This is a genomic window from Duganella sp. Leaf61, from assembly GCF_001421905.1.
GTDB classification, from domain to species: Bacteria; Pseudomonadota; Gammaproteobacteria; order Burkholderiales; family Burkholderiaceae_D; genus Rugamonas; species Rugamonas zoogloeoides.
Genome location: NZ_LMLM01000012.1, coordinates 727800 through 752556 on the forward strand (window position 1 = coordinate 727800; position 24757 = coordinate 752556).

Genomic DNA, 24757 nt, shown 5'->3' on the forward strand with positions numbered 1-24757 from the left:
TCAGCTTTCTTGTATCAGTTTTCTTGTATCAGTTTTGCCCCAACCGCTCCAGCTTGGCAATACTCAGATCGAGCACCTTCATCCCGGCGCTGCCGAAATTGATCTGCGCGCGCGCATTGGCGCCACTGCCTTCGATGTTGACGATTACGCCCTCGCCGAACTTGGCATGTTCGACCGATTCGCCGATGCGCCAGCCCGATGACTTTTGCTGCATCTTCTGGGCGATTGCGTTGTCCGAGCCGATCAATGGCGCCTCGTCCCACGCGGTTTTCTTGTTGGCGAACCAGTGGGTCTGCGCCTTGGCCGACAGCCACTTGAGTGCATCTTCCGGCAATTCGTCGAAGAAGCGCGACTTCATGTTGTAGCGCGTCTGGCCGTGCAACATGCGTGTTTGCGCAAAGCACAGGTACAGGCGCTGGCGCGCGCGCGTGATTGCCACGTACATCAGGCGCCGTTCTTCCTCCACGCCGCCCTCCTCGCGCGAACTGCTCTCGTGCGGGAACAGGCCCTCTTCCAGGCCGGTGATGAACACGTTGTTGAACTCGAGCCCCTTGGCCGAGTGCACGGTCATCATCTGCACCGCCTGCTGGCCGGCCGTGGCCTGGTTGTCGCCCGCTTCGAGCGATGCGTGCGACAGGAACGCCGACAGCGGCGACATCACCGTGGCCAGCGGCGCGTCGGCATCTAAAATTTCGACGCCATCGTCGTTGACGATCGCCGCGCCTGCCTGAGCCTGCGACTGCGGCCCCAGGTGCGCGGGAGCGCCGTGGCCGTAGCCCTCTTCCGCCACGAACTGGGTGGCGGCGCTAACCATTTGCTCCAGATTCTCGATGCGGTCGGCGCCTTCTTTTTCGGTTTGATAGTGCGTGAGCAAGCCGCTCGCTTCCAGTACCAGGCGCACCAGTTCCGGCAACGCCATCTGCTGGCTCTCGAAGCGCGCGCTTTCGACCAGTTTGACAAACCCGGCCAGCGATGTGCCGCCCTTGCCGGTCATGTACGGCACGGCCGCGTACAGCGACACGCCGTACTGGGCTGACGCACCCTGCAAGTTCTCGATGGTGCGGGCGCCGATGCCGCGCGTGGGGAAGTTGACCACGCGCATGAAGGCCGAATCGTTGTGCGGGTTGTCCATCAATTGCAGGTACGAGATCAGGTGCTTGACCTCGGCACGCTGGAAGTAGCGCAGGCCGCCGTACACGTGGTACGGAATGCCGGCCGAGAACAACGCGTGCTCGATCACCCGCGACTGCGCGTTGGACCGGTACAGCACAGCGATTTCGCTGCGCGCGGCGCCGTCGGCGATCAGGTTTTTCGTTTCCTCGATGATCCACTGCGCCTCGCCCAGGTCGGACGTGGCTTCATACACGCGCACCTGCTCGCCGTGGCCGGCGTCGGTGCGCAGGTTCTTGCCCAGGCGCTTGCTGTTGTTGGCGATCAGCACGTTGGCGGCATCGAGGATGTGGCCGTGCGAGCGGTAATTCTGCTCGAGCTTGATCAGGTTCTTGACGTGGAACTCGCGCTCGAACGCAATCATGTTGCCCACGTTGGCGCCGCGGAACGCGTAAATGCTCTGGTCGTCGTCGCCAACCGCAAACAGCGCCCCGCCGCCGCCTTCACCATGGCCGGCCAGCAGCTTGAGCCACTTGTATTGCAAATCGTTGGTATCCTGGAATTCGTCGACCAGGATGTGCTGGAAACGCTGCTGGTAGTGCTGGCGCAGCGGCTGGTTGCGGCTCAGCAGTTCATACGTGCGCAGCAGCAGCTCGGCAAAATCGACCACGCCTTCGCGCTGGCATTGATCGTCGTACAGCTGGTAGAGCTCGACCTTCTTGCGCTCATCGGCGTTGTACGGCTCGATCTTGTCGGCGCGCAGGCCCTGGTCCTTGGCGCCGTTGATGAAGTACATCACCTCTTTCGGTGGAAACTTTTCGTCATCGACATTATTGGCCTTGATCAGGCGCTTGATGGCGGACAGCTGATCTTGCGAGTCGAGAATCTGGAACGTCTGCGGCAGCGCGGCGTCGCGGTAGTGCGTGCGCAGCAGGCGGTTGCACAGGCCGTGGAAGGTACCGATCCACATGCCACGCGTGTTAATCGGCATCATGGCCGACAGGCGCGTCATCATCTCCTTGGCGGCTTTATTGGTAAAGGTCACGGCCAGGATGCCCGACGGCGACACCTGCCCGGTCTGGATCAGCCAGGCGATGCGGGTGGTCAGCACGCGGGTTTTGCCGGAACCGGCGCCCGCCAGGATCAGGGCGCTCTGGGCCGGCAGGGTGACGGCGGCCAGTTGTTCGTCGTTCAGATTATGGAGAAGATTTTGCATCCCGTGATTATACCGGGATGCCTGGTCAAGCACCGCCAGCCACCGCGCCCGGTTCGGGCGGCAACTGGCTCGGGATCGTCCCGCTTGGCGCCGGGTTGGCGCCGTGCCGACAACGAATGAGAAGTGTTACGCCGGGCAACACGCCCGGCGTGGCCATCGTTGCCCAATCAGGCCGACGGCGTGGCAGCGACCGCCTTGCCAGTGACCAGCGCCTGCTTGAACACGGCTTTCATCGCCAGTTCCGCCTCGCGCTGGGCTTGCGCGCGCTGGCGGCCCAGCGCGCCCATTTCGCGGCCCATCACACTCATCGGCTTGCTCAGTTCAGCCATGCGACGGCCCATGTCCTGGCCCACTTTGGCCGACTGCGCCACCAGGCGGAGTTGCTGGGCGTCCATTTCGCGCGCCAGCGGCGCCAGCTGCGCCTGCAACTGCGCGCGCCGGGCGTCGAGCGCGGCCCGCTTGTCGGTGTCTGCGGCGGACAAGGCCGCGCGCTCCAGCGCCACCCGCGCCAGGCTTTGGGCAATGATGGCCTGTTGGGCGGCGGCGCGGCCGATCTCGTGGCCGCGCTGCTCGACCTCGCGCATCCCGCCGTTGGCCTTCAGGTTCAGGCGCATTTTCTCGGCGGCCGCTTCCATCACCTTGCCCTGTGCCTGCATCTTGTCGCCCTGCACTTTCATTTGCGCGTCGAGTTTTTGTACCGGCACCCAGGCGGCGATCGCCTGCGCCACCAACGCCGGGTCTTCGATCACATAGCTCTTGTCGCGCTCGGCAAACCAGATGAATTCGCCCTTGATGGTCTTGCGCAGGTCGGCCACCTTGAGCATGTCGTCGGTGTTGCCAGCGATGGTCATGCGGCTACGGTCGAGCGGCACCAGCGCATACGCGCTGTCGTGCTTGCCTCTGAGCATGGTCATCCCTTCGATACTGATTGGGGAGTCCATGGCATGGTCAGCCATCGGGGCGGCTGGCGCTGCTGGTGCTGCTGGTGCTGCTGGTGCTGCCGGCGCTGCCGGCGCAGCGGGGGCTGCGGGGGCTGCGAGCGCGACCATTTCCGGGACAGCTTTCGGCGCGGCAGGGACTGGCGGCAGTGCGGGCATGGCCGGCGCGACCGCAGCCGCTGTCGGCGCCAGCGCAGCACCAGGCTGCGCAGCGGTCGGCGGGTTGGGCGCGGCCTGTACATAGAATACGGCGCTGGCCGCGCACAGGCCCAGCAGCGGGACCACCATTTTCCAGCTAACCGGTTCGACATCGGGACGCAGCAAGCGTTTAATACGAGACATAAGATTTCCTCCATGCGCCGCGTGGGCAAGTTGTACGGTATCGAACTGGAATTTATCCAGCTCGGACAAGGCCTTTGCCAGCATCTGCGGTTGACCGAGCATGGACACTGCCAGGTCATCGGCGATTTGTTCTCGCTCTATGCGGATGCGGCGCGACAAGGCCCAAACACTTGGGTGATAGAACAGCACGACTTCCACCGCGCTTTGAACCAGGTTGACCAGGTAATCACGGCGCTTGATGTGGGCCAGCTCGTGCGCCAGCAGCGCTTCGAGCAGCTCGGGCGGCATGCCGGTGATCAGGGACGCCGGCACCAGCACGATCGGACGCCAGCAGCCGGCGGTGACCGGGCTGTCGAGCCCATCGGCCACGCCGAGGCGCACGTGCAGATCGAGGCCGGCGCGGCGCGCCAGGCTGGAGAGGCGACGCTGCCAGTAATGGTTGACGGTGTAGCGGTCGCTGCGGGTGCGTTCGGCTACCCACTTGAGGCCGATGGCCAGGCGCAGCGACATCAGCGCCGCACCGGCCAGCCACAGTCCGACCACCCACGGCAACTGGCCGCGCAGCACGGCTTCCCAGCCGGCCAGCACGGGCGGGGCCAGCAAGGAGACCGGCGCAGCATCGGCGCCGGATACAAAGGAAGGAATCAGGGTGATGGCGCCGAGGCTGGCGCCAGGAGAGGCATCGGCAGAGTGCAGCTGGCTGATGACGCTGGCAACCGGCAGCGCAGCGCATAGCAGCAGGCCGGCGCAGGCCACCGCGTAACGGGTGTGCGGCCGGGCGCGGCGCAGCAGGTGCATGGACAACGCCACGGCCCAGCCGATCAGCAGGCCCTGCCAGATAAAATGCAACAGCGCCCAGCCGACGGCAGGCACCAGAGTTTGCAATACGTCCATGCCGCACTCCCCTTGTGATGGAATGTAGAATAAATTATCTAGATAATTAAGTCTAGAACTTTTTTTCTACTTCCACCGGGGAGTAAAAATTAATAAAGTACCACGGAGCGGATCGACTCTCCCGACTTCATCAGGTCGAAGCCTTCGTTGATACGCTCGAGCGGCAGGCGGTGCGTGATCAGGTCGTCGATATTGAGCTTGCCGTCCATGTACCAGTCGACGATCTTCGGCACGTCGGTACGGCCACGGGCGCCACCGAAGGCGGAACCTTTCCACTCGCGGCCCGTCACCAGCTGGAACGGCCGGGTGGAAATCTCCTGGCCCGCCGCCGCCACGCCGATGATGAACGACTGGCCCCAACCCTTGTGGGTGCACTCGAGCGCCTCGCGCATCAGTTGCGTGTTGCCCGCCGCCGCCACGCCGATGATGAACGACTGGCCCCAACCCTTGTGGGTGCACTCGAGCGCCTCGCGCATCAGTTGCGTGTTGCCCACGCACTCGAAACTGTAGTCGGCGCCGCCGTCGGTCAGTTGCACAATGTGGTCAACCACGTTTGGCGTGTCTTTCGGGTTGATGAAATGGGTCATGCCGAACTTGCGCGCCATCTCCTGGCGGTTCGGGTTGATATCGACACCGATGATTTTATCGGCGCCANGGCGTGTCTTTCGGGTTGATGAAATGGGTCATGCCGAACTTGCGCGCCATCTCCTGGCGGTTCGGGTTGATATCGACACCGATGATTTTATCGGCGCCAACCATCTTGGCCGCCTGGATCACGTTCAGGCCGATGCCGCCCAGGCCGAACACCACCACGTTGGCGCCCGCTTCCACCTTGGCCGAGAACACCACGGCGCCCACGCCGGTGGTCACGCCGCAACCGATGTAGCAAACYTTRTCGAACGGCGCATCCTYGCGGATTTTCGCCAGYGCGATTTCCGGCACCACGATGTAGTTCGAGAAGGTCGARGTGCCCATGTAATGGAACAGCGGCTTGCCGTCGAGCGAGAAGCGGCTGGTCGCATCGGGCATCAGGCCCCGGCCTTGCGTGGAGCGGATCGCCTGGCACAGGTTGGTCTTGCGCGACAGGCAGAATTTGCACTGGCGGCATTCMGGGGTGTACAGCGGGATGACGTGGTCGTCTTTTTTCAGSGTGGTCACGCCGGGRCCGACATCGACCACGATGCCCGCGCCTTCGTGGCCGAGAATGGCCGGGAAAATGCCTTCCGGGTCGGCGCCGGACAGCGTGTAGTAGTCGGTATGGCAGATGCCGGTGGCNTCAGCGTGGTCACGCCGGGACCGACATCGACCACGATGCCCGCGCCTTCGTGGCCGAGAATGGCCGGGAAAATGCCTTCCGGGTCGGCGCCGGACAGCGTGTAGTAGTCGGTATGGCAGATGCCGGTGGCTTTCAGTTCGATCAGCACCTCGCCGGCGCGCGGGCCTTGCAGGTCCACTTCCTCGATCGTCAACGGCTGGCCCGCGCTCCATGCTACGGCTGCTTTGGTTTTCATCGTTCGTCCTCTGGCTGTTATCTGGAATGCTCCATGATAACAAGCCAGAGACGATCTGTGGGCTCCCCACTTTTATGTAAGCGCCCGACAAAGCCTCCAGAGATGGAGATTTTGTCAGGCGCTTATTGAGGTTCCACGGGCATTGTTTGCCCCAGATCCAGCAAATCGGAAACCGTGCGCCACAGCTGGCGCGGCGACGTCCACGGCTTGGGCAGGAAGGCGCCGCCGGGGATGTTGGCTTCGGGATGACGCGCCGAATACACCAGCACGCGGGCGCCCGGCTGCAAATGGTGCAGGTTGTCGAGCAGCAGGCCGGCGTCGCCGTCGCGCAGTTCGGGATCGATCACCACCAGCGCGAACTGCTCGCTCAGCAGCAAGTCCTGGGCGGCAGCAATGGTGGTGACGTGGGTGACGCGGGTTTCCGGCACCAGCAGCGCGGACAGCACCAGCGCGGTGTCGGCATCGCTGTCGATGTGTAATACGCGCGGGGCGGTGACGTAGATGGAAAAGCCGATGGCGGCGCTGTGGTCCCGGTCGGAACGTTGGGTGTTGCTGGAAGTATCGAAAGGCATGGCGGTCTCCGCAAAAAATCACAGCCGTCAGCAAGACTGACGGAAACGATCGGCGGAGTTGGGCCGAAATCTGGGGGACGGGCGCAGGGAAAAGGCGGCCCGGACGGTGGCAGGCGAAGCGCGATCACGCGGCCTGCTGCATCGTGCTGCAGCATGGATATACCGCAGACAGTTGATAGTGTACAACAAAAATGCCGTAGAGCAAGCATCTCGGCGGCATTGCTGTCTATTTTTTCAGACGCTGGCTGAATGCAGCATGCAAGCCATTGAGGGTTTCTTCGGCCGCCAGCAACTGGTCGGCCACCTCGTTGACCTTGCGCCGGTTCGAGCGCGCATGGTCGCGCAACACTTCGAACGCGGTGTTGCGGTCGGTCTGGAATTTGCACATCAACAGGCCCACGGCCAGGCTGGTTTCGCGGCCGGCAGCCAGCGCCGCGTTCAGGTTCAACTCGGTGCGGCGCAGCTGGCGAATTTCGTCGGCGCGCGCCAGGCCGGCCGCAAACGCCGGCATCAGCTGCTTCTCGTCCACCGGTTTGACCAGGAAACCGACCGCGCCGTACGAGGCAGCCTGCTTGCCGGCATCGGCGTCGCCGCGACCGGACAGGAACATGAACGGCACCGAACTGGTGGCGTGCAACTGCTTGGCCAGTTCCAGGCCGGTCATGCCGGGCATGTGGATGTCCAGCAGCGCCATATCGGGCTCGCGCTGGGCGATCAGTTGCAGCGCTTGCTCTGCCGACGAGGCCTTGAGGATGTCGTAACCGGCATGGCCGAGCACTTCGCCCAGGAAATCGAGCAATAACGGGTCGTCATCGACAATCAGGATGGGACGCTTCTGGGGCAGGGAATTGGGCATATGGCGGCAACCTTGGGCTATTGCTAACGACCCCATTATAAAGCCGAAAAGCTTCCATCATTCAAGGTTTTCCTGTAGAGAATTAGCCCAAGAGCGGCCTGGAAAACAACGCCGCAAAAGCGTGCACCGCCCGCGCCACGCTGTCGGCCTGATAAACGCTGGTGATTGCCGCCACCATGTCGGCCCCGCGCGCGACCAGCGGCGCGGCCTTTGGCGGCGTCATGCCGCCGATCACCACGGTCGGCACGCGGATCACGGCGCGCGCCTGGTCGAGCAATTCGGGCTGTGTGACGAAGTCATATTTCTTGACCAGCGACGGATAAAAACCGCCGAACGCCACGTAGCTGGCGCCATCGTCTTGCGCCGCCACGGCCAGCGCCAGGTCGCCGTAGCACGAGGCGCCGATGATCCTGTCGGGGCCCAGTTGCGCGCGCACGGCAGCCACGCCGGCGTCGGTGCCGCCCAAGTGCACGCCGTCGGCACCGATGTCCTGGCACAGTTCGACGAAGTCGTTGACGATGAACGGCACGCCATAGCGCCGGCACAACGCCAGCAGCGCGGTGGCCTGCGCGCGGCGCCGGGCCGGGCCGGCGTCCTTGTGGCGGTATTGCACCAGTGCGATGTTGTCACTGCCAGCTTGCAGCGCCTGCTCGGTCACGGCCAGCAGTTGGTCGGTGTCGTCCCAGTTGGGGGTGACCAGGTAGAGTCCTTGCATGATAGTCCTTTCGAGTTAGCGCAGCGGCATGCGCTGGCCGCAGGCCACCGCGTAAGCGTCGCGCAGCGCGGTAAAGCAGTAATACTGGGCCTGCTGCAGCGCGGCGACCACGGGCAGCCCCTGCGCCAGCTGGCCGGCAATCGCGGCAGCCAGCGTGCAGCCGCTGCCGTGGAACTGGCCCGGCAGGCGCTGCCACTGCCATTGGTGATCCACTTCGCCGTAACAGTGGTTGAGCAGGTAAGGGCCATCGTCGTGGCCACCCGTGATCAGCACGTTGCGGCAGCCCTGCGCGCGCAGCATGGCCGCTTGCGCCGCCCCCTCTTCCACACCGGTGAGGCGATATGCCTCCGGTCCGTTGGGGGTGAGTATCGTCGCCAGCGCCAGCAACGGCGCCAGCGCGGCCACCGCGTCGCCGGGCGTGAGCACGTCGCCGTGGCCGCTGGCCAGCACCGGGTCCAGCACCACCGGCAAATAGGGTTGCGCAAGGCGCAGCTCGCGGATCACGTCGGCAATCGTCAGCGCATTGGCAGCGCTGCCCGGAATGCCGATCTTGACGGCGCTGATTGCCATCTTGCCGGTCAGTGCGCGCGCCTGGGCCAGGACCAGGTCGGCAGCCACCGGTTCGACCGCAAACACGCGGTCATTATCCTGCACCGTGAGCGCGGTGCAGACCGTAAGCGCATGCGCGCCCTGCGCCGCCACCGCCTGCGCATCGGCCACCAGGCCGGCGCCGCCGGACGGATCGAGGCCGGCAAACACCAGCACGCACGGGCGCTGAACCGGCGCAGTGACCGCACTCATTGGCGCGCGCGCCGCATGTCTGTTGTCACGCGGGGGGTCATGCCAGCCGGCCCGCCATCGGCGACGACGGCGAAGCCGCGAACTTGCGGGCGATGCGTCCGGCCAGGAACGCTTCCCGGCCGGCCTGCACGCCGAGCTTCATGGCGCGCGCCATGCGTACCGGGTCGCGCGCGCCGGCAATGGCCGTGTTCATCAGCACGCCGTCGCAACCGAGTTCCATGGCGATCGCCGCGTCCGACGCCGTGCCCACGCCGGCATCGACCAGCACCGGCACCCTGGCCTGCTCGATGATCAGCGACAGATTCCACGGATTGAGGATGCCCATGCCGGAGCCGATCAGCGAGGCCAGCGGCATCACCGCCACGCAGCCGATGTCCTCCAGAATTTTGGCCTGGATCGGATCGTCGCTGCAATACACCATCACGTCGAAGCCGTCCTTGACCAGGGCCTCGGCCGCGACCAGGGTTTCCGGCATGTGCGGGAACAGCGTTTTTTCGTCACCCAGCACTTCGAGCTTGACCAGCTTGTGGCCATTCAAAAGCTCGCGCGCCATTTGCAAGGTGTAAATCGCGTCCCTGGACGTGTAGCAGCCGGCCGTGTTGGGCAGGATCGTGTACTGCGACGGCGGCAGCACGTCGAGCAGGCTCGGCGCTTTCGGGTCCTGGCCGATGTTGACGCGACGAATCGCCACGGTGATGATTTCCGCGCCGGCCGCATCGGTGGCCTCGCGCGTTTGCTGCAGGTCCCGGTACTTGCCGCTGCCGACCAGCAGCCGCGATTGATAGGTTTTTCCTGCGATGGTCAATAAGTCTTCGTTCATATAGGTTCCTTGATGTTCAGCCGCCGCCGATGGCGCGCACGATGTCCACTTTGTCCTGCGGTTGCAGCTCGCGCTGCGGCCACTGCTGGCGCGGCACCACCGCGCGGTTGACGGCCAGCGCCAGCGCCTGGCCCGTCAAGGACAAGCCATCGACCAGCTGGTCCAGCGTCTGGCGTGCCGGCACCGCGTGCGGCGCGCCATTAAGTTCAATCTCGATCATGGAAATTCCTTCACAACTTGCGATACAGCTCGGCGCCGTTCCTGATGAATTCCACGGCCTTCACCTGCATGCCCTGCGCCAGCGCGGCGCCGTCGGTCATGCCGTTGGCCGCCGCGTACTCGCGCACTTCCTGGGTGATCTTCATCGAGCAGAAATGCGGGCCGCACATCGAACAGAAATGCGCGACCTTGGCCGAGTCTTTCGGCAGCGTCTCGTCGTGGAATTCGCGCGCCTTATCGGGATCGAGTCCCAGGTTGAACTGGTCGTCCCAGCGGAATTCGAAGCGCGCTTTCGACAGGGCGTTGTCGCGGATCTGGGCACCCGGATGACCCTTGGCCAAGTCGGCCGCGTGCGCGGCGATCTTGTACGTGATGATGCCGTCCTTGACATCGTTCTTGTCGGGCAGACCCAGGTGCTCCTTCGGCGTCACGTAGCACAGCATGGCCGTGCCATACCAGCCGATCTGCGCGGCGCCGATGCCGGACGTGATGTGGTCGTAGCCGGGCGCGATGTCGGTGGTCAGGGGCCCCAGCGTGTAGAACGGCGCTTCGTGGCACTGCTCCAATTGCAGGTCCATGTTCTCCTTGATCAGCTGCATCGGCACGTGGCCGGGGCCTTCGATCATCACCTGCACGTCGTGCTTCCAGGCGATTTGCGTCAGTTCGCCGAGGGTTTTCAGTTCGCCCAGCTGCGCTTCGTCGTTGGCGTCGTAGATCGAGCCTGGACGCAGGCCGTCGCCAAGCGAGAACGACACGTCATAGGCCTTCATGATCTGGCAGATCTCTTCGAAGTGCGTGTACAGGAACGATTCCTGGTGGTGCGCCAGGCACCACTTGGCCATGATCGAACCGCCACGCGAGACGATGCCGGTCAGCCGTTTGGCAGTCAGCGGCACATAGCGCAGCAGCACGCCGGCGTGGATGGTGAAGTAATCGACGCCCTGCTCCGCCTGCTCGATCAGGGTGTCGCGGAAGATTTCCCAGGTCAGGTCTTCGGCCTTGCCGTTGACCTTTTCCAGCGCCTGGTAAATCGGCACTGTACCGATCGGCACCGGGCTGTTACGGATGATCCATTCACGCGTTTCGTGGATATGCTTGCCGGTGGACAGGTCCATCACGTTGTCGCCGCCCCAGCGGATGGCCCAGGTCATCTTTTCCACTTCCTCGCCGATCGAGGACGTCACCGCCGAATTGCCGATATTGGCGTTGATCTTGACCAGGAAATTGCGACCGATGATCATCGGCTCCACTTCCGGGTGGTTGATGTTGGCGGGGATGATGGCGCGGCCGCGGGCGATTTCGTCGCGCACGAACTCGGGCGTGATCTCCAGCGGAATGCTGGCGCCGAACGACTGGCCCGGGTGCTGGCGGCCCATCAAATCGGCCAGGCGCTGGCCCATCGGGCCAGAGTCTTTCAGTTCAGCCAGGTACTCGCGGCGGCGCAGGTTTTCGCGGATCGCCACGTATTCCATTTCGGGCGTGACGATGCCCTGGCGCGCATAGTGCATCTGCGTGACGTTGCGCCCTTCCCGTGCGCGGCGCGGTAGCCGGTGCAAATTGAAACGCAGCTCGGCCAGCGCCGGATCGGCCAGGCGCGCCTGACCATACTCGGACGTGGGACCGCTCAGTTCCTCGGTATCGTCGCGCTCGAGTATCCACGGCAGGCGCGGCGTGGCGGCCAGGCCCGAGCGGATATCGATCACAGCCTCGGGGTCGGTGTACGGACCCGACGTGTCGTACACGTACACCGGTGGGTTGGTCTCGAAACCGAACGACGCGGGCGTGTCGGCCTGGGTGATGCGGCGCATCGGCACGCGCAGGTCGGGACGGCTGCCTTGTATATAGACCTTGCTGGAATTGGGCAGCGGGTGGATTGCTGCCTGGTCCACCGTGGCGGTGGCGGACAGGAATTTCTGGTGGGCGTTCATGTGGCTCCTTGGTTGGCTACAGGAGCCAGCAAAGGAGGTAGGACGACACCAGTATCCACGAAAACCGTGGCGGCGTTGTCCTGAGCTTCCCTTCGCTGGCATTATCCAGATCAGGTTCGGAGGGTATTTCTCACCCGCGCAGCAAGCTGTATGCCGTGCGCAGGACCCCTAGCGTGTGCCGCCCGGCATAGGTCCCCGGGCAGCGCGACGATTATAACCGCGCCATGCCGATTGCGCGACCCCGTATTGACAGCAGCGTGCTCGTAGCAAAAATGCCACAACCAGCACGCCACGCTGGGGTATAGTGACCTCATGCCAAGAAGCAATACTTATCGCTGTTCCGTCCTGCCGGTGCGCGCCGCCCGCGGCAGTGCGGACGCTGCATGGGCGCTGCTGCTGGCGATCACGGCCATCGTGCTGCTCCTGGCCAGCGCCACCGAGGCCCAAGCCCAAGGTGCCGAGCGCTGGGCGCCCCTGGCGCATACCGCTTTCAAGCACCACCAGCATGCCGACATGTCCGGCGCCGAAGCAATCGTTCAGGACCGCCAGGGATTTGTGTGGATCGGTACCCAGGCCGGGCTACTGCGCTGGGACGGCACCCGGCACATCCGGTACCTGGCCGACCCCGACCGGAGCGACACCCTGCCCGACAGCTATATCCTGAGCCTGCACATCGACAGCCGCGAACGGCTGTGGGTCGGCATGAATTCGGGCGGCGTGGCGCGCTACGATGCCGAGCGCGATACCTTTGTCCGCTATCGCACCGGCACCGGCATGGACGGCCAGGCCAATGGCGATGGCAGCGCCATCGCCGACGACGGCACCGGCGGGGTGCTGGTCGGCCATGGCACCGGCATCGACCGCATCGACGCTTCCGGCGCGGTCAGCCACCTGACCTATGCCGAGGGTACCATCCCGGCAGGCGGTATCAACCGGCTGCTGCGCGCCGCCGATGGCCGGCTCTGGATAGGCACCGAGCGCGGCCTGTTCCTGCTGGACGCCCAGCGGCGCCTGCGGCCGGTGGCCCTCGGTGACGCGGGGTTGCCGGCGCTGGCGGTCATTGTGCTGTTCCAGGACAGCGCCGGCCGCATCTGGATCGGCACCCGCGCCAACGGCGCGTTCCTGCTCGACCCGGCAACGCTGCAAGCTGCGCCCGTGCAAGAGCACGGGCCGGCGGCGTCGCTGCCCACCGACCGCGTGACGGCGATCATCGAAGTGGCGCCCGACGAACTGTGGTTCGGCACCGACGGCGGTGCGGGCGGCATCCTGGTATTCGATGCCCGCAGCGGCGCCTCGCGCCGTATTCGCCACAGCGCCGATGCGGCGGACAGCCTGCCCGACAACAACATCATGACCATGTTCCGCGAGCGCGGCGGCATCGTGCTGGTCGCCACCATGGGCTGCGTCAGCCAGCACGGACCGGTGACCGGGGCAATCACCACGGTGCGCCACCTGGGCCAGGCAGGCAGCGGCATCCTGAGCGTGCCGGCCATGATGCAGGCGCCGGACGGACGCATGTGGCTGTCGATTGCCGGCGGTGGCGTGACGATCGTCGACCCGGTCAGTGGCCGCGTGACCGCCGTGCCCGACCTGGCCAAGGGCAGGGTGCTGGCGATTGCGCCCGGCCCCGATGGCGACATCTACCTCGGCACCCAGCAAGGCCTGTACCGCGCCGACGCCGACGGCCGCCGCGCACGTCTGGTGCCAGTACCAGGGCGCGGGCCGGACGTGGAAGTGTGGGCGCTGGCCTGGAGCGACCGGGTGCTGTGGCTCGGCGGTCTCGATGGCGTCTGGGCGCTGCAGCTGCAGGCCCCTGGCGGACGCGACATGCTGCGCCTGCTGCGCCACGAAATGCTGCGCCTGGGCGACCACCGCGTCACTGCCCTGCTGGCAGCCGGTAACGATCTCTGGGTAGGCACCCGCACCGGGGTAGCGCGGCTCGACCGCTACGACCATGCCGCCATCGGCGTCGAGGTGCTTCCTACCGAGCTGGCCACGCCCGACCGCCTGGCGCCCGGCTACGTGTCGTCGTTGCTGGTGGACCGCCAGGGGCGGCTGTGGCTGTCGAACTTCGGCACCGGCGTGATCCTGCTTGAACGCACCGATGCCGATGGACGGCGGCGCATGCGCCGGTTTGGCCGGCAGCAGGGCATGCCCGACAATGGCGTCAACAAGCTGCTGGAAGACGGCGACGGCGCCATCTGGGCCAGCACCGAGACCGGCCTGGCGCGCATCGATCCGCGCACCCTGGCGGTCATGCCGCTCGGTGCTGGCGACGGCGTGCAGGTGCCCGTGTACTGGACCAATTCCGGCACCCGGACTGCTGCGGGCGAACTGGTGTTCGGAGGTTTGACAGGCCTGACCGTGTTGCGTCCACGCGCGCTGGCGCCATGGCGCTACGCGCCGCCGGTCGCGGTCACCCGCATCCTGCTGGGCGACCGCGAAATCCCGGGCAGCATCTACAACCTCGCCGGCCGCAAGGCTGCGCCGATCACGGTCACGCCGGAAGGACGCGAGCGCGGCTTCTCGCTTGAATTCGCCGCGCTCGACTATTCTGCGCCCGAACGCAACCGCTATGCCTACCAGCTCAAGGGCTTCGATCGCGACTGGATCGCCACCGACGCCGCCACCCGCCGCGCCAGTTATACCAACCTGCCGCCGGGCGACTACATGCTGCTGCTGCGCGGCTCGAACCGCAGCGGTGAATGGTCGGCGCCGCTGGAGGTGCCGGTGCGGGTGCTCACCGCGTGGCATCAGCAACCGTGGGCGCGCCTGAGCGCGGTGCTGCTGGCAGCGGCGCTGCTGGCCGGCCTGATGCAGCTACGCACCAGGTACCTGCGCCGGCGCCAGCGCGAACTGGAGGCGATGGTGCAAGCGCGCACCGCCGAACTACGCGCCACCCAGGCGCAGCTGGAAACCCTGGCCTACAGCGATGCCCTCACCGGCCTGGCCAACCGGCGCCTGTTCAGCGACGAGCTGCGCCTGCTGGTGGCGCAGACCGAGCGCGGCGGCCCGGCATTCACCCTGCTGCTGATCGATCTCGACCACTTCAAGCCGGTCAACGACACCTACGGCCACGACGCCGGCGACGCCCTGCTGGTGGCGGCCGCCGGACGCCTGCTGGCGGCGGTGCGCGAGTCGGACCGGGTGTTCCGCCTGGGCGGCGACGAGTTCGCCGTCTTGCTGGGCCAGGCCACCGACCGCGCCACCCTGGCGCCCATGTGCGCGCGCATGCTGCACGACCTGGCCCAACCGCTGCTGCTGCCCGCCGGGGCGACGATCGAGATCAGCGCCAGCGTGGGCGCGGCGGTGCACCAGCGCGGCCACAGCCACGAACAGCTCTACAAGCAGGCCGACGTGGCGCTGTACCGCGCCAAGGCGGCGGGACGCAATGCCTGGTGGCTGGCCGAAGACCCGGGTTAGGCCGCTGCGCGCAGCGGCGGCTGCGTCATCTATAATGGCTGTTTTCGCACATTACTCTGCCCAATCATGGAATTAGCCAAGTCTTTCGAGCCTGCCGACATTGAACAATTCTGGCGTACGGAGTGGGAATCGCGCGGTTACTACACCGCCACCCTCGACGCCGGCAAACCTTCTTTCAGCATCCAGCTGCCGCCGCCGAACGTCACCGGCACCCTGCACATGGGCCACGCGTTCAACCAGACCATCATGGATGGCCTGACGCGCTACCACCGCATGCTGGGCCATAACACGGCCTGGATTCCCGGCACCGACCACGCCGGCATCGCCACCCAGATCGTGGTAGAGCGCCAGCTCGACGCGCAAAAGATTTCGCGCCACGACCTCGGCCGCGACGAATTCATCAAGCGCGTGTGGGAGTGGAAGGAAAAATCGGGCTCCACCATCACCGGCCAGATGCGCCGCCTGGGCGCCTCGCCCGACTGGCAGCGCGAATACTTCACCATGGACGAGCCGCGCTCCAAGGTCGTCACCGACGTCTTCGTGCGCCTGCACGAGCAGGGCCTGATCTACCGTGGCAAGCGCCTGGTCAACTGGGACCCGGTGCTGGGCACCGCCGTCTCCGACCTCGAAGTGGTATCGGAAGAAGAAGACGGCTCGATGTGGTACATCAAGTACCCGCTGGCCGACGGCTCGGGCACCATCACGGTGGCGACCACCCGTCCGGAAACCATGCTGGGCGACGTCGCCGTGGCGGTCGATCCCACCGACGAGCGCTATGCGGCGCTGGTCGGCAAGATGCTGACCCTGCCGCTGGTCGGCCGCGAAATCCCGATCATCGCCGACGAATATGTCGACAAGGCGTTCGGTACCGGCTGCGTCAAGATCACCCCGGCGCACGACCAGAACGACTACGCGGTCGGCCAGCGCCACCAGTTGCCGATGCTGTCGATCTTCACGCTCGCAGCGAAGATCAACGACGAAGCGCCCGAGCAATATCGCGGCATGGACCGTTTTGTCGCGCGCAAGCAGATCGTTGCCGACCTCGAAACGGCCGGCCTGCTCGAAGAAGTCAAAAAACACAAGCTGATGGTGCCGCGCGGCGACCGTACCGGCGTGGTCATCGAGCCGATGCTCACCGACCAGTGGTTCGTCGCCATGAGCAAACCGGCGCCGGAAGGCACGTTCTTCCCCGGCAAATCGATCGCTGAAACCGCGCTGGAAAAAGTGGCCAGCGGCGACATCAAGTTCGTCCCTGAAAACTGGAGCAACACGTACAACCAGTGGCTCAACAACATCCAGGACTGGTGCATCTCGCGCCAGCTGTGGTGGGGCCATCAAATCCCGGCGTGGTACGACGAAGCCGGCAATATCTTTGTCGCCAAGACCGAAGCCGAAGCGCTGGTCAAGCAGCAGGCGGCCGGCAGCACCGGTCCGCTGCGCCGCGACGCCGACGTGCTCGACACCTGGTTCTCGTCGGCGCTGGTGCCGTTCTCCACCCTGGGCTGGCCTGAAGAGACGCCGGACCTGAAAGCGTTCCTGCCGTCGTCGGTGCTGGTCACCGGCTTCGACATCATCTTCTTCTGGGTGGCGCGCATGGTGATGTTCACCCTGCACTTCACCGGCAAGGTACCGTTCGAGACCGTGTACGTGCACGGCCTGGTGCGCGATTCGACCGGCCAGAAAATGTCCAAGTCGAAAGGCAATACGCTCGATCCGATCGACCTGATCGACGGCATTGGCATCGATGCGCTGGTGGCCAAACGCACCACCGGCCTGATGAACCCGAAAGACGCGGTCAAGATCGAAAAAGCCACGCGCAAGGAATTCCCGGAAGGCATCGCCGCCTACGGTACCGACGCCGTGCGCTTCACCATGGCGTCGTACGCTTCGCTGGGCCGCAACATCAACTTCGACCTCGGCCGCGCCGAAGGCTACCGCAACTTCTGCAACAAGCTGTGGAACGCCACCCGCTTCGTGCTGATGAACACGGAAGAGAAGGACTGCAGCGCCAGCGACGCCGACCTGTCAAACGCCGACAAGTGGATCATCTCGCTGCTGCAAAAGGCCGAGCTGGACGTGGCCAAAGGTTTCGAAGACTACCGCTTCGACAATATCGCCTCCACGATTTATAAATTCGTGTGGGACGAGTACTGCGACTGGTACCTGGAAGTAGCCAAGGTGCAGGTACAACACGGCAACGAAGGCCAGCAACGCGCCACCCGCCACACGCTGTTGCGCGTGCTGGAAGTGGTGCTGCGCCTGGCCCATCCGATCATCCCGTTCGTGACCGAAGCGCTGTGGCAGGCGGTAGCGCCGCTGGCCGGAAAAAGCGGTGCGTCCATCATGATGCAGCCGTACCCGATCGCCAACACCGCCAATATCGATGAGTCGGCTGAAGCGTGGATGCTGCAACTGAAATCGCTGATCGACGCCACCCGCAACCTGCGTGGCGAAATGCAGCTGGCGCCGTCGCTGCGCGTGCCGCTGATCGTCGAGCCTGCCAACGCTGCCGACAAAGAAGCGCTTGCCTTGTGCGCGCCGTACATCCAGGCGCTGGGCAAGCTGGCCGAAGTGCAGATCGTCGATGCCCTGCCCGATTCGCCGGCAGCAGTGGCAATTGTCGGCACGACCAAGCTGATGCTCAAGGTCGAGATCGATGTGAAAGCGGAACGCGAGCGCCTGGCCAAGGAAATCATGCGCGTGGAAGGCGAAATCGCCAAGGCCAACGGCAAGCTGTCGAACGAGAGTTTCGTCGCCCGCGCGCCGGTGGAAGTGGTGGCGCAGGAGAAGGAACGCGTTGCCAACTTCTCGGCCACGCTGGACAAGATGCGCGAGCAATTGGCCAAGCTGCCAGCCTGATGCAGTTCTGAGTCAGGTCTGCCTGCGACAGCCGCCTTCGGGCGGCTTTTTTTATCCCTGCGGCCAGGGCGGCATGCAGATCGCTGCTAGAATGACACGATACCAATTTAACAAGGCTCGCGATGATGCAGTGGACCGGTGGCTACGTGGCGGGCATCGATTACACCCACGGCTACTATCGCGAACTGGGCCCGCTGCACGCGGCCATGGCGCTGGCCCATGCCGGCGTGCCCATGCCCAGCGTTGCCACCGCCTGTGAGCTGGGCTTCGGCCAGGGCCTGTCTACCAATATTCACGCCGCCGCCAGCAGCGTGGCCTGGTACGGTACCGACTTCAATCCCGTTCAGGCCGGCTTTGCCGCTGACCTGGCGCGCAGCGCCGGCAGCAGCGCGCAACTGATGGACCAGTCGTTTGCCGAGTATTGCGCGCGCACCGACCTGCCCGATTTCGATTTCATCGCGCTGCACGGCGTGTGGAGCTGGGTCTCGCCCGCCAACCGCACGCTGTTGCGCGACTTCGTGCGCCGCAAGCTCAAGCCCGGCGGCGTGCTCTACCTGAGCTACAACTGCCAGCCGGGCTGGGCGCCGATGGTGCCGGTGCGCGACCTGCTCAGCGGCTACATCGACCGCATGACCGCGCCTGGCGCCGGCCTCGAGCGCCGCATTGACGCCGCGCTCGACTTTGCCGACAGGCTGCTGGCCACCCGCCCTGCCTACCTGGAAGCTTACCCGCAGGTGGCCGCGCGCCTGGCCGGCCTGCGCGCCCATGACCACCGCTACCTGGCCCACGAATATTTCAACGCCGACTGGCAACCGTTGGACTTTGCCGAGCAGGCCACCAGCTGGGCCGAAGCCGGCCTGTCCTACGCGTGCCCGGCCCACCACCTCGACCAGCTCGACTTGCTCAACCTGACCGCGCCGCAACGGACGCTGCTGGCGCAGTTGCCGGACCCGGTGCAGCGCCAGGGCGTGCGCGACCTGATGCTGAACCAGAATTTTAGACGCGACTATTGGGTAAAAACAGGGGTAAAAACAGGGATAAGAACCGAGGCAGGCCGCCTTGTGCCGCAGGACCGCTTCGCTCCGGCAGAGCACGACGCGGCAATGCGCGGCCAGCGCGTGGTGCTGGCGATGCCGCGCGCCGACATCGACCTGACAGTGCGCACCGGCGCCTTCGAGATCACCCTCAACCAGGCCATGTACGCGCCCCTGCTCGACGCCCTGCAAGACCACCAGCCGCGCACCGTGGCCGAGCTGGAAGAGCTGGTGCCGATGCGCGGCGGCATGCGCCAGCTGTTCGAGGCGGTATTCATCCTGTGCGGCATGGGCGTGCTGGCGCCGGCCCAGGCGCCCGATGCGGTAGCCGCCGCCAGCCCCGCCAGCCGGCGCCTGAACCTGGCGCTGTTCGACCGCGCACGCGGCAGCGACGACATCCACCACCTGGCCTCGGCGCTGGTCGGTGGCGGCCTGGCCATGCCGCGCATACTGCAATTATTTTTGCTGGCACAGGCGCGCGGACTGCGCGGCGCCACCGCCTGGCGCGATTTCACCTGGCAGCAACTGGAAGCAAACAACGCCCCGCTGCACAAGGACGGCAAGCCGCTGGCCACGGCCGAAGAAAACCTGGCCGAGCTGCAACGCAAGGCCGATATTTTTGAACGCCTGTACCTGCCACTCTATCAGGCGCTGGGCATTGCGGACACCGACACGCCATGATCGATAGCACCGACAACAATGCCGCCCACAACCATCGCGCAGCGCTGCGCATCGCGCTGGCATTTGCCAGTGCCGGGCTGCAGACGCCGGCGCCCGGCATCGTGTGCAACCTGGGGCTGGGCGTGGGCACCGAGGGTGCCGAGGTCCTGAGCCTGGAGCTAGCTCAGAGAGCGTCGCCGCTGGACCGGTCGATGGCGGCGTTTTGCGCGCGCGGCGATCTGCCCGACTTCGACATCATCGTCCTGCATCAACCGTGGTCCTGCCTGTCGTCTGGCGTGCAGGCCGTGGTTGTCGACTTCGTGCGGCGCAAGCTCAGGGTGGGCGGCGTATTCACCGTCAGTTACCACTGCCAGCCCGGCTGGGCGCCGCTGGCGCCGTTGCGCAGCCTGCTTGCGCAAACGGCCAGCCGCCTGGGCACGTCCGGCGCCAACGCCCCCGACAAGACCGCCAACGACGCTGACGACGTCGACACCGACATCGACACTGACATGATCGACCAGGTGCTGGACTTCTCCGACAGTTTGCTCGATACCAGTCCAGTCTATTTCAGCACCTACCCGCACGTGGCCGAACGTCTGCGGTCATTACGCGGCGAACCGAAACCAGCGCTGGCGCGCGACTATTTCAGCCACTGGCAACCACTCAGCTTTGCCAACATGGCCGACCTCCTCGGCGAAGCCAAGCTGAGCTTTGCCTGCCCGGTCGAGTATCTCGACCACAACGCCGACCATCACCTGACCGGGCAGCAGCAGGCGCTGCTGGCAGAGCTGACCGATCCGGTGTTTGCCGAAAGCGTGCGCGACCTCATGGTCAACCGCAGTTTCCGCAGCGATTACTGGGTCAAGGGCGCGCGGCCGCTGTCGCCGCTGCAAACGATCGAGGCGAAGCAACGTCCGTCCGTGGTGCTGGCCACGCAGCAGGAACCTTTTCATTCCGCCACCGCAGCCCCGCCGCGTGGGGCGATACATGGAGCAACCCATGCAGCGAACCATGGAGCGATAGATGAGGTTGGACAACAGCCAGCACAGCAGGCGATGCACACGCTGGTACAAGCCTCAGTATTGACACTGATGGCCGACCAGCAGCCGCGCACCATCGGCGAACTGGCAGCAACGCTGCAAGGCGCGCAGTTCACCTTGCAGCAAGTCTTCGATGCCGTCCTGGTGCTGGTGGACACCGAGCAATTAGCGCTCTACAGCGCCTGACACCGTATCGTTCTTTAATTATTCAGCCAGCAGCTCGGCGTAGCGCGTCACATCGACATTGCCGCCGCTGATGATGATGCCCACGCGCTGGCCTTGCAGCTGCTCTTTCATGGCGCGCGCGGCAGCCAGGCCCAGGCAGCCGGTCGGTTCCACCACGAGCTTCATGCGCGCGGCAAAGAAACGCATTTCCGCGCGCAACTGCTCATCGCTCACGGTCACAATATCGTCGACATCGCGGCGGATGATGGGGAACGTCAGGTTGCCCAGGTGCTGGGTCTGGGCGCCGTCGGCGATCGTCTTCGGGGTGTCGATGTGAACGATGCTGCCACTGCGGAACGATTGCTGGCCGTCATTGCCCGCTTCCGGCTCCACACCGTACAGTTTGGTGGCCGGCGACAAGGCGCGCGTGGACAGCGCCGAACCGCTCAGCAACCCGCCGCCGCCGAGGCACACGAACAACGTGTCGAGCGGGCCCACTTCCTCGAACAATTCCTTGGCAGCCGTGCCCTGGCCGGCGATCACGTCGGCGTGGTCGTACGGCGGAATGAGCGTGAGGCCACGCTGCTGCGCCAGGTCGCGGCCGATCTGTTCGCGGTCTTGCGTATAGCGGTCGTACAGCACCACTTCCGCGCCATAGCCACGGGTGGCGGCGATTTTCGATGGCGGCGCATCGTGCGGCATGACGATCGTGGCCGGGATGCCGGTCAGCTGCGCCGACAAGGCAATGCCCTGCGCATGGTTGCCGGACGAGAAAGCCACGACACCGGCACGGCGCTGCCCGGCATCGAACTTGGCCAGCGCGTTATACGCGCCGCGAAACTTGAACGCGCCCATGCGCTGCAGATTTTCACACTTGAAAAACACTTCGGCGCCCAGCTCGCTGTTGGCGGTGCGCGAAGTCATTACCGGCGTACGGTGGGCAACGCCGGCAATGCGTTCCGATGCGGCAACCACATCGGCATAGGTGGGCAGAGTTTGATCGGTCATGATGGTTTCCTTGATTAACGGGCGTCGTTGTAGACGGTGGCACGGGAGACGTTGAGGTAGGCGGCAACGATATCCATCGCGCGCCGCACGTCGGACAGGCCGCTGTCCTTGAGCTCGCGCATCAGCGCGCGGCGCTCGTCGGCCTTGAGCGCGCGGGGCGTGGTGCCGTGGCGGGCGGCAAAGTCGTCGATGCGCAGGCGGATGGCGTCGGCGCCGGTGGGCTGCAGGGTATCGTTGACGGCGGCGGCCGTGTCCACGCTGCCGAACTGGGTCAGCATGGTGTTGAGGCTGCGGAACACGGTGAGATCGACATTCAGGCACAGCGCCGCCACGTAGCGGCCATCGCTGTCCTTGATGCCGACCGATGTGCTCTTGGCCAGGCGGCCGTCCGGGAAGGTATTGGGGTAGTTGGCGATCACCTGGTCGAAGTCGGGATCGGCCGCGCGCGCCAGCCCCAGTTCGGTAGCCGGCTCGCCCACGCTGCGCCCGGACAGGTTGTTATGGATCGCCAGAATGGCGTGCTCGGGCTCGGTCAGGTCATGCAGCACCACTTCGCAAAAAGGCGCCAGCGTCTTGCCCAGGCCTTCGGCCACCTGCTGGAGCTGAGCCAGCAGGTTCTGGTGTTCGGAAGTTTTTTTCATCCAAACATATTATCTTGTTTTAGACTTTTTGTACAATGACTGGATTGAATGGCGATGCGTCGAGGTATTCCCATTCCAGCGCCAGCGGCATGTCGCGCAGCAGCCATTGTTCCACCTTGAAATCGAGCGCACGCCCGGTGTCGCCTTCGAGATGGCCAGGGGCAAGCTCGTGCCATTGCAGCGTGACGGTGCCCGTCAGTTGCAGCAGGCGGCCCTGCTCGAAGTCGGGAATGATCAGTCCGGCATGTGGATCGACCGCGAAGTTGCCCAGCGTGTTGAACATGCTGTTGCCGTGGTAGTCGGGGATGCGCAAGGTGCTGTCGTCCAGCAGTTGCACAAAGCCCCGGTTGCCGCCCCGGTGCGAGGCATCGGCGCCGCTGTCGGCGTGGTGGCTGGCGATGAACACGGTATCGGCCTGGCGTACAATTTCTGCCACGGCGCCGCTCAGCGTGGTACCACGGGCGGTCTGCTGCGGCAACACGCGCGCACCTGGCTGGCTGCGCTGGCGCAGCTGGCGGCGCTGGATGTACTGCGGGCAGTTCGGATACGCTTGCCGCACTTCAACCTCGACATGGCGCCCGTTGAGATGGCGGACCACGCCGTTGACGCGGTAGCGGCGGCGCTTGCCGAGGTCGATGAACAGCATGCCCAGTTGCCCGCCCACGGCCAGGTTGGCCCACAGCGGATCGGCGGCATCGCGCGCGGCAGCCGGCGCCTCGAGCAGCACGGCGTCGCCGTCCGCGTGGGCAAAGCCCGGTTGGCCGAACAGCACCGACGACCATATCCGTCCGGCGCTGTCCGCGCTGGCCAGCACGACCATGAACTGGCCGGCAATGAACGGCCGCGCGCCGGCCATCACGGTCGCAGAGACCATCCCGGTGCGCTGCTCGGCAATATGGCGCTGCCCGGCGCGTTGCTGCACGGCCAACTCGCCGGCATGAAAAGTAGGGTCGTCCATGGTCTGTCTCCCGATCGATTGCTGATGTTGTCATTGTGCGAAATAATGGGCCACGCGAGAATAGCCGCGCTGCGACAATCACCATTTCGCCTGGAGAAAGAATGGACCAGTTTCACCTGATGAATGTTTTTGTTGCCACGGGCGAGGAAGCCAGCTTTGCCAGGGCGGCGCGGCGCCTGGACCTGTCGCCGGCGGCAATTACCCGCGCCATTGCCGCGCTCGAGGAACTGTTGGGCGTCAAGCTCCTGCAGCGCACCACGCGCCACGTGCGCCTGACCGAGGCAGGCCAGCGCTATCTCGACGACAGCCGCACCATCCTGGCCAGCCTCGAGGAAGCCAACCAGGCTGCCGCCGGCATCAACGCAGCGCCCCGGGGCAACCTGTCGGTGACGGCGCCGGTACTGTTCGGCAAATTGTTCGTGATGCCGGGCATCGTGCAATTCCTCGACACGTATCCCGAGGTGGACGTGTCCGCCTGGTTCCTCGACCGCGTGGTCAACCTGGTCGATGAAGGCATCGACGTGGCTGTGCGCATCGGCCACCTGCCCGACTCCGGCCTGAAGGCGGCGCGCGTGGGCCAGGTGCGGCGCGTGCTGTGCGCGGCGCCCGCCTATCTCGACCGCCACGGCGTGCCCGCCAACCCGGCCGACCTGTCACACCACACCATCATCTCCGCCAATCACATGTCGCCGCGCGTGGAGTGGAAGTTCGGCGCGCAGGACGACCAGACCACGGTACGCCTGCACGCGCGCCTGACGGTCACCAGCAATGATGCAGCCATCACCGCAGCCGTCGCCGGGCTCGGTATCTGCCGCCTGCTGTCCTACCAGGTGGCCGACGACGTTGCTGCCGGCCGCCTGCGCATCCTCCTGGCCGAGCACGAGGAAACCCCGTGGCCGGTGCACGTGGTGCACCGCGAGGGCAAGTTCGGCTCAGCGAAGGTGCGGTACTTCATCGACCTGCTGGTGGCCCACCTGCGCGCGCATCCGTACGTGAACACCAGCATCGTTGCGGCTGGCGAAACGATGAATTGAGGCTGGCATTGTT

The 24757-nt window shown here is 65.2% G+C and carries 18 protein-coding genes, 3 pseudogenes and 1 riboswitch; of the genes and pseudogenes, 5 read left to right on the forward strand and 16 right to left on the reverse strand.

Annotated features, from left to right (window positions below; genetic code table 11):
• Nucleotides 1-28 precede the first annotated feature (28 nt).
• The 13 genes and pseudogenes from ASF04_RS12125 to thiC all read right to left on the reverse strand — a co-directional run bounded on the left by ASF04_RS12125 (nt 29) and on the right by thiC (nt 11922).
• Nucleotides 29-2326 (reverse strand): UvrD-helicase domain-containing protein, encoded by a 2298-nt coding sequence (locus tag ASF04_RS12125; RefSeq protein ID WP_056141630.1) that lies wholly within the window; start codon nt 2324-2326, stop codon nt 29-31.
• Nucleotides 2327-2493: 167 nt separating this feature from the next.
• The gene (locus ASF04_RS12130; RefSeq protein ID WP_056141633.1) at nt 2494-4500 is read right to left on the reverse strand and encodes a M56 family metallopeptidase; all 2007 of its coding nucleotides are present in this window, start codon (nt 4498-4500) and stop codon (nt 2494-2496) included.
• An 89-nt stretch (nt 4501-4589) separates the two neighbouring features.
• On the reverse strand, nt 4590-5154 hold a 565-nt coding region (locus ASF04_RS28190; RefSeq protein ID WP_229205028.1), incomplete at its 5' end, for a zinc-binding dehydrogenase.
• Nucleotide 5155: 1 nt separating this feature from the next.
• Nucleotides 5156-5775 (reverse strand): annotated as a pseudogene (locus ASF04_RS28195) (alcohol dehydrogenase catalytic domain-containing protein); the annotation flags it as partial.
• Between the two features lies 1 nt (nt 5776).
• Nucleotides 5777-5924 (reverse strand): annotated as a pseudogene (locus ASF04_RS28725) (alcohol dehydrogenase catalytic domain-containing protein); the annotation flags it as partial.
• Nucleotides 5907-6011: pseudogene (locus ASF04_RS28730) on the reverse strand (S-(hydroxymethyl)glutathione dehydrogenase); the annotation flags it as partial. The pseudogenes ASF04_RS28730 and ASF04_RS28725, both read right to left, overlap by 18 nt.
• A 122-nt stretch (nt 6012-6133) precedes the next feature.
• Entirely contained in the window at nt 6134-6583 is a 450-nt protein-coding gene (locus ASF04_RS12140) for a response regulator (protein ID WP_056141636.1), read from the reverse strand.
• A gap of 226 nt (nt 6584-6809) precedes the next feature.
• Nucleotides 6810-7439, reverse strand: coding sequence for an ANTAR domain-containing response regulator (locus tag ASF04_RS12145; protein WP_019924363.1), 630 nt, complete (start codon nt 7437-7439; stop codon nt 6810-6812).
• Between the two features lie 82 nt (nt 7440-7521).
• The gene (thiE, locus tag ASF04_RS12150; RefSeq protein WP_056141638.1) at nt 7522-8154 is read right to left on the reverse strand and encodes a thiamine phosphate synthase; all 633 of its coding nucleotides are present in this window, start codon (nt 8152-8154) and stop codon (nt 7522-7524) included.
• Nucleotides 8155-8169: 15 nt separating this feature from the next.
• Nucleotides 8170-8955 carry a hydroxymethylpyrimidine/phosphomethylpyrimidine kinase gene (locus ASF04_RS12155; RefSeq protein WP_056141642.1) on the reverse strand — a complete coding sequence of 262 codons (786 nt, stop codon included), beginning with the start codon at nt 8953-8955 and terminating at the stop codon, nt 8170-8172.
• A gap of 37 nt (nt 8956-8992) precedes the next feature.
• Nucleotides 8993-9775: a thiazole synthase gene (locus ASF04_RS12160; RefSeq protein WP_056141644.1), complete on the reverse strand. Its 783-nt coding sequence runs from the start codon at nt 9773-9775 to the stop codon at nt 8993-8995.
• Between the two features lie 16 nt (nt 9776-9791).
• Nucleotides 9792-9995, reverse strand: a complete 204-nt coding sequence (thiS, locus tag ASF04_RS12165; protein WP_056141646.1) for a sulfur carrier protein ThiS — start codon at nt 9993-9995, stop codon at nt 9792-9794.
• Nucleotides 9996-10005: 10 nt separating this feature from the next.
• On the reverse strand, nt 10006-11922 hold the full coding sequence (gene thiC / locus ASF04_RS12170; protein WP_019924368.1) for a phosphomethylpyrimidine synthase ThiC: 1917 nt from the start codon (nt 11920-11922) through the stop codon (nt 10006-10008).
• Nucleotides 11923-11992: 70 nt separating this feature from the next.
• A riboswitch (TPP riboswitch) is annotated at nt 11993-12102 on the reverse strand.
• Nucleotides 12103-12753: 651 nt separating this feature from the next.
• Here thiC and ASF04_RS12175 point away from each other — a divergent pair.
• From ASF04_RS12175 to ASF04_RS12190, 4 genes are all read left to right on the forward strand, one after another.
• The gene (locus ASF04_RS12175; RefSeq protein ID WP_373922134.1) at nt 12754-15345 is read left to right on the forward strand and encodes a diguanylate cyclase domain-containing protein; all 2592 of its coding nucleotides are present in this window, start codon (nt 12754-12756) and stop codon (nt 15343-15345) included.
• A 66-nt stretch (nt 15346-15411) separates the two neighbouring features.
• A complete protein-coding gene (locus tag ASF04_RS12180) occupies nt 15412-18204 on the forward strand; it encodes a valine--tRNA ligase (RefSeq protein WP_056141652.1) in 2793 nt (930 codons plus the stop codon).
• 122 nt (nt 18205-18326) lie between these two features.
• A complete protein-coding gene (locus ASF04_RS12185; RefSeq protein ID WP_056141655.1) occupies nt 18327-19919 on the forward strand; it encodes a class I SAM-dependent methyltransferase in 1593 nt (530 codons plus the stop codon).
• On the forward strand, nt 19916-21124 hold the full coding sequence (locus ASF04_RS12190; RefSeq protein WP_056141659.1) for a methyltransferase regulatory domain-containing protein: 1209 nt from the start codon (nt 19916-19918) through the stop codon (nt 21122-21124). The genes ASF04_RS12185 and ASF04_RS12190 overlap by 4 nt, the downstream gene beginning before the upstream one ends.
• An 18-nt stretch (nt 21125-21142) precedes the next feature.
• Here the strand turns inward: ASF04_RS12190 and ASF04_RS12195 are convergent, their stop codons facing one another.
• From ASF04_RS12195 to ASF04_RS12205, 3 genes are read right to left on the reverse strand one after another with little or no spacing between them, the layout of a single operon-like run.
• Nucleotides 21143-22111 (reverse strand): threo-3-hydroxy-L-aspartate ammonia-lyase, encoded by a 969-nt coding sequence (locus ASF04_RS12195; RefSeq protein WP_056141661.1) that lies wholly within the window; start codon nt 22109-22111, stop codon nt 21143-21145.
• Nucleotides 22112-22125: 14 nt separating this feature from the next.
• Nucleotides 22126-22752: a transcriptional regulator gene (locus ASF04_RS12200; RefSeq protein WP_056141664.1), complete on the reverse strand. Its 627-nt coding sequence runs from the start codon at nt 22750-22752 to the stop codon at nt 22126-22128.
• A gap of 19 nt (nt 22753-22771) precedes the next feature.
• Complete coding sequence (locus ASF04_RS12205; protein WP_056141667.1) at nt 22772-23710, reverse strand: pyridoxamine 5'-phosphate oxidase family protein; 939 nt, start codon at nt 23708-23710, stop codon at nt 22772-22774.
• A 101-nt stretch (nt 23711-23811) separates the two neighbouring features.
• Between ASF04_RS12205 and ASF04_RS12210 the strand changes: the two genes are divergently transcribed.
• Nucleotides 23812-24744, forward strand: a complete 933-nt coding sequence (locus tag ASF04_RS12210) for a LysR family transcriptional regulator (RefSeq protein WP_056141670.1) — start codon at nt 23812-23814, stop codon at nt 24742-24744.
• The last annotated feature ends 13 nt before the right edge of the window (nt 24745-24757 follow it).